At 48.0% G+C, this 8,161-nt stretch carries 5 protein-coding genes; 3 read left to right on the top strand and 2 right to left on the bottom strand.

The genetic code is table 11. From position 1 onward, the window contains the following. Positions 1 to 45: 45 nt before the first annotated feature. The 3 genes from ACXLDX_RS02345 to ACXLDX_RS02335 all read left to right on the top strand — a co-directional run bounded on the left by ACXLDX_RS02345 (position 46) and on the right by ACXLDX_RS02335 (position 6,233). Positions 46 to 699, top strand: a complete 654-nt coding sequence (locus tag ACXLDX_RS02345; RefSeq protein ID WP_457575583.1) for a TetR/AcrR family transcriptional regulator — start codon at positions 46 to 48, stop codon at positions 697 to 699. Positions 700 to 1,091: 392 nt separating this feature from the next. Then, positions 1,092 to 4,367, top strand: a complete 3,276-nt coding sequence (gene icmF, locus ACXLDX_RS02340) for a fused isobutyryl-CoA mutase/GTPase IcmF (RefSeq protein ID WP_457575584.1) — start codon at positions 1,092 to 1,094, stop codon at positions 4,365 to 4,367. Positions 4,368 to 5,018: 651 nt separating this feature from the next. Beyond that, positions 5,019 to 6,233 carry a hypothetical protein gene (locus ACXLDX_RS02335; RefSeq protein ID WP_457575582.1) on the top strand — a complete coding sequence of 405 codons (1,215 nt, stop codon included), beginning with the start codon at positions 5,019 to 5,021 and terminating at the stop codon, positions 6,231 to 6,233. A gap of 191 nt (positions 6,234 to 6,424) precedes the next feature. Here the strand turns inward: ACXLDX_RS02335 and ACXLDX_RS02330 are convergent, their stop codons facing one another. Together ACXLDX_RS02330 and ACXLDX_RS02325 are read right to left on the bottom strand one after the other, a co-directional pair. Further along, positions 6,425 to 7,603, bottom strand: coding sequence for a serine/threonine-protein kinase (locus tag ACXLDX_RS02330; protein ID WP_457575581.1), 1,179 nt, complete (start codon positions 7,601 to 7,603; stop codon positions 6,425 to 6,427). Beyond that, on the bottom strand, positions 7,603 to 8,019 hold the full coding sequence (locus ACXLDX_RS02325; RefSeq protein WP_457575580.1) for a hypothetical protein: 417 nt from the start codon (positions 8,017 to 8,019) through the stop codon (positions 7,603 to 7,605). Before ACXLDX_RS02325 ends, ACXLDX_RS02330 begins: the two co-directional genes overlap by 1 nt. Positions 8,020 to 8,161: the final 142 nt, after the last annotated feature.

Raw genomic sequence — 8,161 nt, 5'->3', positions numbered from 1 at the left:
TGAAGTGCAGGGTTCAGGTCAATGGCGGCATCAGGAGCAATTTGCATGAATGAAAGCCACGATCAGGAACGTGAAGTAGCAACCCATATAAAAAACAAGAAACTTGTCAGGGAAAGAAGAAGACAGATAGTTGATGTTGCGGTTAAGCTTTTTATAAAACACGGCTATCATAAAACGACAACCAGGGCACTTGCCAGGAAAACCGGAATGTCCACCGGCTCATTGTACGAATACGTTTCCAGCAAAGACGATGTGCTTTACCTGGTGTGTACCTCAATTCATGCTGAAGTGGAAAGAGGCATTAAGGAAGCCCTGGCCAGACCCGTTGAAAAGGGCTGCGCCCTGGCGGAAGTGATACGTGAGTTTTTCCTGGTCTGTGAGAGGATGAGTGATCACGTCCTGCTGATGTACCAGGTTACACAGTTTCTGCCGGAAAAGTGGCAGAAAAAGGTTCTTGAAGCAGAATTGCGTATTACCGATCTGTTTATCGAAGCCATGAAGGAACTGAGAATCTCTGGAAAAATTCCTGATCTGGATGATCATACAATCAACCTGATCGGCCATAATATTTCAGTTCTCGGTCATACCTGGGCTTTCAGACGCTGGTATTTCGCAAAATATTTTACGATTGATGAATACATCGAACAGCAGACCGAATTCATCATGAGATTCTTAGGCAAGAAAAACAACCAAAGGTGATCTGAAGTATATCGTAAAAAAGACCCTGACCGGTTTGAACCATCAATCCGATCATACCCCTCTGGTAAAACCGGTATGACCGGATTCTATGGCCTGGCCATACCAGAAGTAATTGGTCACCGGGGTAGCAACTCTGTGATTTTATTACCTATGAACTGTAATTGCTCACTTGGCTCAGATTTTTACTGGTTCTTCTTCGCATAGCCCTCTTATGGGGACAAGAGAGACCGTGAAAAGCTGGAGTGGTTGTGAACAATTACCAACAGACTAATGAAAATCCCGACTGGGGTAAATGACCTTTAGCCGCGGATTTTCAGGTGAATCGAACAATGAAGATCCCGACTGCAGTAACAAACCACAGCCGGGACATTCCCAGAGAAGAAGGTGAAACAATGAATGCAGCAGTGGAAATATATAGACCGGAGAATGTAGTTCGCGCCATTACCGCCACCTCCCTGTTTGACGGCCACGACGCTTCAACCAATATCATGCGCAGGATTCTTCAGGACTCCGGCGTTGAAGTGATCCACCTTGCCCACAACCGCTCTGTCCAGGAACTTGTGGAAACCGCCATAGCCGAAGACGCCCAGGGAATCGCCATGTCTAGTTACCAGGGCGGGCATATGGAAGCGTTCAAGTATATGATTGACCTTCTCAAAGAAAAAAATGCTTCCCATATCAAGGTGTTTGGTGGTGGCGGTGGTGTCATTGTTGCCGACGAAATTAAGGAACTTGAAGCGTACGGAGTAACAAAAATCTATTCTCCAGAAGATGGCCGTCTTATGGGGTTACAGGGCATGATCAACCACATGATCCGGGAAATGGATTTTTCCACTCTGCCCTTCCATGATCTTGACCCTGAAATCCTTGATAAAAAGAATCAAAAAGCTATCGGAGGGTTCATCACAGCTGTCCAGCAGGCCAAAAGTGGTGGCAGTGATCAGCTTGAAACTCTCATGGCTCAACTCAACCCGATTGCGGAAAAAAACAACCCGCCTGTTATCGGTATTACCGGAACCGGCGGTGCTGGTAAATCCTCTTTAACCGATGAAATCATTGTCCGTTTTCTCCATGATATCAAAGATATTTCCATTGCAATTATCTGCTGTGATCCCTCACGGAGAAAAACGGGTGGCGCTCTTCTGGGTGACAGGATTCGCATGAACTCCATCACATCCTCCGACAATGTCTATATGCGCAGTCTTGCCACCCAGAACTCTTCCACAGAAGTTTCTGAAGCGCTGCCTGAAGCGATAACCGTGGCAAAGGCAGCCGGATTCGATCTTATCATTGCAGAAACTGCGGGAATCGGCCAGGGCGACTCGAAGATCACCGACCTGTCGGACCTTTCCATTTATGTGATGACCAGTGAATATGGCGCTCCCTCCCAGCTTGAAAAAATCGACATGCTCGATTATGCGGACTGTATCGTCGTCAATAAATTTGAGAAAAAAGGCAGTGACGATGCCATCCGCGACATTCGCAAACAGGTCCAGCGCAACAGAAAGGCATGGGATACGAAACCTGAGGATTTTCCCGTCTTCGGAACAATCGCCTCCAAATTCAATGATGATGGCACCACGGCACTCTACCACGCCATAATCGATATGCTTGCGGAAAAGACATCACTCAAACTGCAGCCGTCCCTGCCTCGGCCGGAGTCGAAGACATCGTCCTCCAAAACCATTGTCATTCCTTCCGACCGTATTCGCTATCTTGCAGAAATATCAAGTACTGTACGTTCTTATCACATGGAGTCTGAAGAGCAGGCGGAATGGATCAGGAAACGAAGTCACCTGACGGAAAGCCTCAAAATGATGGATTGCGATAAAGAAAAATACCAACCTCTCTGCGATCTTCTTCAGGAAAAAATTTCACAGACTGCAAAACAGATCAGCCCGGAAACTGAGGAAATCATTCAGAGCTGGCAGGATATCAAACAGGCCTACAGTGGTGACGAATATGTGTATACGGTCAGAGGCCGGGAAATAAGAGTACCTCTCTACACCCGATCACTCTCTCACTCCAGAATCCCGAAGATATCTCTGCCCAAATTCACTGACCCAGGTGATCTTTACTGCTGGATGAGAAAGGAAAATCTCCCCGGCTATTTTCCGTATACCGCCGGAGTCTTCCCCATGAAGCGAACCGGAGAAGCACCCACCAGAATGTTTGCCGGTGAAGGCGGTCCCGCCCAGACAAATGCCCGCTTCAAACTGCTGTCCGAAAACTCTGAAGCCAAAAGGCTGTCCACTGCATTTGATTCTGTTACCCTGTATGGTATGGATCCAGCCACCCGTCCTGATATTTACGGCAAAATCGGCACCTCCGGTGTGTCCATCTGTACCCTGGATGATATCAAGGTTCTCTACGACGGTTTTGATCTCTGCGCCCCCACCACCTCCGTCTCCATGACCATCAACGGCCCGGCCCCCATCATGCTCGCCATGTTTATGAATGCCGCCATTGATCAGCAGGTTGAAAAGTTCAGAGAAAAAACCGGCAAAGCACCTTCCGCCGATGAATATGCCGGAATCAAAGCCGATGTGCTGTCAACGGTTCGCGGCACCGTCCAGGCCGACATTCTCAAGGAAGATCAGGGGCAGAATACCTGCATCTTCTCCATAGAATTTGCCCTGAAAATGATGGGAGACATCCAGGAGTATTTTATTGACCACAATGTCAAAAACTTTTATTCCGTTTCCGTTTCCGGTTACCATATCGCAGAGGCCGGGGCCAATCCCATAACCCAGCTGGCTCTGACTCTTTCCAACGGCTTTACCTATGTGGAATACTATCTTGCCAGGGGTATGGATATCAATGACATTGCCCCCAATCTCTCCTTTTTCTTCTCCAATGGTATGGACCCTGAATACACGGTCATCGGGCGTGTAGCCAGACGCATCTGGTCCCTGGCCATGAAAAAGAAATACAATGCCTCAAAAACATCCCAGCGTCTGAAATACCACATCCAGACCTCAGGAAGATCTCTGCACTGCCAGGAGATTCAATTTAACGATATTCGTACAACCCTGCAGGCCTTATGCGCCATCTATGACAACTGCAATTCCCTGCATACAAATGCTTATGATGAAGCCATTACCACGCCCAGCGCGGAATCGGTAAGGAGGGCTCTTGCGATCCAGCTTATTATCAACAATGAATGGGGACTGGCCAAAAATGAGAATATGAACCAGGGGAGTTTTATTGTTGAAGAACTGACCGATCTCGTTGAAGAAGCAGTTCTCGTGGAATTTGATCGCATCACCGACCGCGGTGGTGTCCTCGGCGCCATGGAAACAGGATACCAACGTGGAAAAATACAGGAAGAATCCATGTATTACGAGGGCCTGAAACACTCCGGAGAATATCCGATCATAGGGGTGAATACTTTCTGTAATCCCGATGCCAATTACGATGAAGAAAATGCCTGTCTGGAGCTGGCGAGGGCAACGGACGAAGAAAAGGACAAACAGATACAGCGTCTGGCCGATTTTCACGCCCGCCACAGGGAGCAATGCCCTGCCGCCCTTGAAAGTCTGAAAACGACTGCTCTTGAAGGAAAAAATATTTTTGAAGAACTTCTGGAAACTGTCAAACATTGCAGTCTTGGCCAGATCACCACAGCGCTTTATGAGGTCGGGGGGCAGTACAGGAGAAATATGTAACCCAATGTCGCAAACTCAAGGACAAAATTTTTCCTGATTACGTACAAAACTCAGCCTGATAAAACAGGCACATCCACAATTTGGCTGAGTTTCATGGGTAATCAGAAAATTTTTAAAAAAAAGCCCCATTCTGACCTGACCCTGGCCGGGTTTAAGGCGTCCCTTGTACGAGGTCAGGATGGAACTCATCGCCTGGGTAACGGCATAGTTATGTAACCTGAATCAATAACGGATTCTTTTTTTGTATTAATAACACATTGAAATATATTGGTATTTCAATGATCAAATCGCTTGAGGAAATCGTTCACACCCATCGGAGAGTCAGCTCACGTATCCAGGTGTAAAACGCCCGCCAAGTGCTCAATTATTTTTTCTACAAATAATGATTGACAAAAAATCATCTTCTGTTAATCATCAAAGAAATTGATTGAGCGCTTAGTCGGAATAATATTTGTTATTATTTCAGTGCTGTTTCATTCTATGAAACACTTGTTGTTTGAAAATTTGTCAATTAAAAAAAATGACTGAGCGCTCGGTTGAAGTCAACCGCGTAACCAGATTGTGATGTTCCGATATAAGAAAATCGTGCTTTACCTGTTTGTTGGGCAAGGTGGAAAGTAATTATTACTCAAATTTTCAAAGGAGGATCGTATGGCTGCAGCACAGTTGAAACCTCGATGGGGACAACCCTTAACCGGCATTATTTCATTTTTCACTTTTTTTGGTATTGCCTGGGCCACCTGGTATATCCTGAGTGATCCACGGGGACCGATCGGCTGGTTCCCCTACCCCTTTGTAATGTACCTTGCCATGATGATTCTGGTGGGTATCTGGCAGCATATGTTTCTGGGCGACTGGCCTTTCCAGAACATCTCACAGCCAATGCGCGGTATCATCATGACCGTAACGAATGTGGTACTGGTCTGGTTTGTGATTGATGTTATTTTTTACAGAGTTCTCGGCCTGGGGATGAATGTACTCAGCTACTACGGCCTTGACGAACTCGGTAAACCCGGCAAACTTGCCCAGGTCGCGGTTGTCTGTTTTGTTCTCATTGGTTTTTACACCTATCCTGTTTCCACCATTTTCTTTGGTAAATGGCCGGTGCAACCGTCCAATATAAAACAGCCCGCCGCCGGATTCGCCGAACTTGGCTGGGGAACTTTTCTTACTCTTTTTGCCTATACAATTCTAATCCTGCCATTCTTCGGGCTGGTTTTCAAGGGACCCGTTCTCAGTGCGCCATGGTGGACGTCTTTAGGCGGAACCGGTCATGTTCACTGGGTATTCGGCTGGTGGGAATGGGCTATCATCATTCTTTTCATGACTGTTAATGTCTGGCGTATGAAACCCTGGAGCCTGATCCCGGCACCACAACCTTTGAAAGGTATAATCAGTGTTATTCTTTCTTTCATCGGCGCGTATCTTGTGGCCCTGCTCTGCCTGAAAATTATCCCCATGTGGGTTCCGGCAGAATCTTTCCATCACCTGGAAGAGGCTAAGGGCGCAGCCGAAGTTCAGCGTTTTCTCTGGCTGCATTCAGCGGAAATTGCCGGTTTTACCCTTATCCCGTTTTTGGCATGGCATCACTATTTTGACGACCTCTCCTTTGGTCTGGATGTAGATGGATGGCCCGCATTTTTTCTCCGGACAATCGGCGTACTTGCCCTCGCCGCTGTCAGTTACTGGATTTTCTACTATGCTAATTTCGGTCACTGGGGACTTGGCAACCATCATATGGAAGAGTTATCCCATCGTTTTGCCCATGGCGAATCGTTAATCTGGAACTTCTGGTGGATCATTCCATTGTTGTGGAATGAATGGTTCTTCCATAAATGGCCATTCTATGTCCATGCTGAAGAATAAGAAGTACCCGAAACAATACTGAAAAAAAGAAGGCCTGGAAGAAATTCTTCCAGGCCTTCTTGTTTCACTCCTCGTCTAGAATTTAAACTTGAGTTTAGACAGGAGTTTTTTTAAATGTCCCATATTTTTTATTAAAATCACGATTGCGGGGTTAAGCACACAACATGCTGGACATTCTTTCACGGCAATTGCTATCCGAAATTACACGGTGAACCGCACGAAGAGGCGGTTTGTTGATGCAGTAAAGAAAAAGACTTTTCCAGCCGACTCCTTATTAATTTCGCCGTTTCAGGCCGTTTTTCTGGCTCGTGGCAGGTGCACCACCTGACCAGAGCATCAAGTTCCCGGGGCAGAGCCGGGTTGAGCCTATGCAGGGGCGGGTAATCGCCAACCGGGAAATATTTTCTGGAAAAAAGGCGGTATATAAGCACGCCCAGGGAAAAAAGATCGGCCCTGAAATCCACGCCGGCGGCATTTTGCAACTGTTCCGGGGCCATGTACTGCTCGGTGCCCATAATGCTGCCCACCTTGGTGAGCTCTTCACCTGTTGTATCACGGCAGCAGCCAAAATCAGCCAGCTTGATGGAAATTTTTTCCTGTTCGGGCAGGTAGTCGGCAATGAGCAGGTTGGCCGGTTTCAGGTCACGATGGATGATCCCCTGTTCGTGAATAACAGACAGAGCTTCGGCTGCCTGGATAGCAACCTGAAAGGCAATGGCCGGGGAAAACCCGGGATCTTTCAGGAGCTGATCCGCTCCGCCCAGGGGCAGGTACTCCATAATCATAAAACCGGCCCCGTCATGCTCTCCGGCTTCAATCACCCGGACAATATGCTCATGGCGCAGGGCAAGACAGATCCGGCATTCCCGGCGAAACCGCCTGATGACCTTTTGTGAATCAAAAAATCGTTTATGGAGAAATTTCGCAGCCAGCCGGGTGCCATCACTGCGCCGCCGAACAAGATAGACCATGCTCATGCCGCCGCTGCCTATCTTTTCAAGAACCTCGTATTCATCTTCAAAATTCTTTTTACCCGTGGCCTGCTGCCAGACTTTTTTCAGCTCGCGCAGTTCATCCCAGAGCGACGCCCCCTCTTCTGCTCCTGTTGCGGCAGGAGCAACAAGGGGATCACGGCCCAGGAACTTTTTCAGCCGCAGGCGGTTCTCCAGCCGTTTAATTCGAGCACAGAGCCCTGCATCATCCGTACGGTCATACAAACGGTTCAAGGCTTCAGTCACGGCGGTTCCAGTGAGATTATTGGCATGAATCTCCTGCTCAAGCAGGGGAATCAGCCGGTCAAGCTGGGCCGGATCAGCCACCCGGCCAAGCTGCTTGAGCAAATTGTTTTTATGGGAACTCAACGTATTCATCAGTACATCTTGTTCCCGCAATTGGGACAAAAATTTTCCGTACTGTCAACCTCCTGCTTGCAGTTGGCGCAGATGACCACCCTGGCTGCCCGGTCACCCGCTTCATCGCCACCACCAGCTCCCGGTTCCCCCGGCCGGGACCTGGTGGTGGCCACACCACCCATCTGATGCAGACTCTCATGGGCCATCCGTTCGGTACGGTCGGCGGCATTTCGTTCCGCCGCTGCCAGCTCCGAGGCAGTGCGGCGTTCGTTGGCAATGATATTGCCCTGCATTCCCTGCATGGCATTTGTTGACTGGGTAAACATTCGTTCCGTTCTTTCGGCAGCCTTATCTGCCATTCGTTCAGCCAGGTCTGCCGTATCTTTGTATGCCTGGCTAATCTGCTGTCCACCGCTTTCTTTTTCGCGCAGCATCCGTTCATACAGATCTTTTAGCCCGCATATTTCACAAGATTAATGCAAAAAGGCCGCAAATGTGTTAATAAGATATGTAAATTCAACACATTAACCAATAACACATGAGCGACCTTATGAAAACAGAGTGTAATAAGAAACG

Source organism: Desulfomarina sp., from assembly GCF_054039375.1.
Note: the sequence above shows the minus strand (reverse complement) of the source record. Positions and strands in the feature narration are given on the sequence as shown.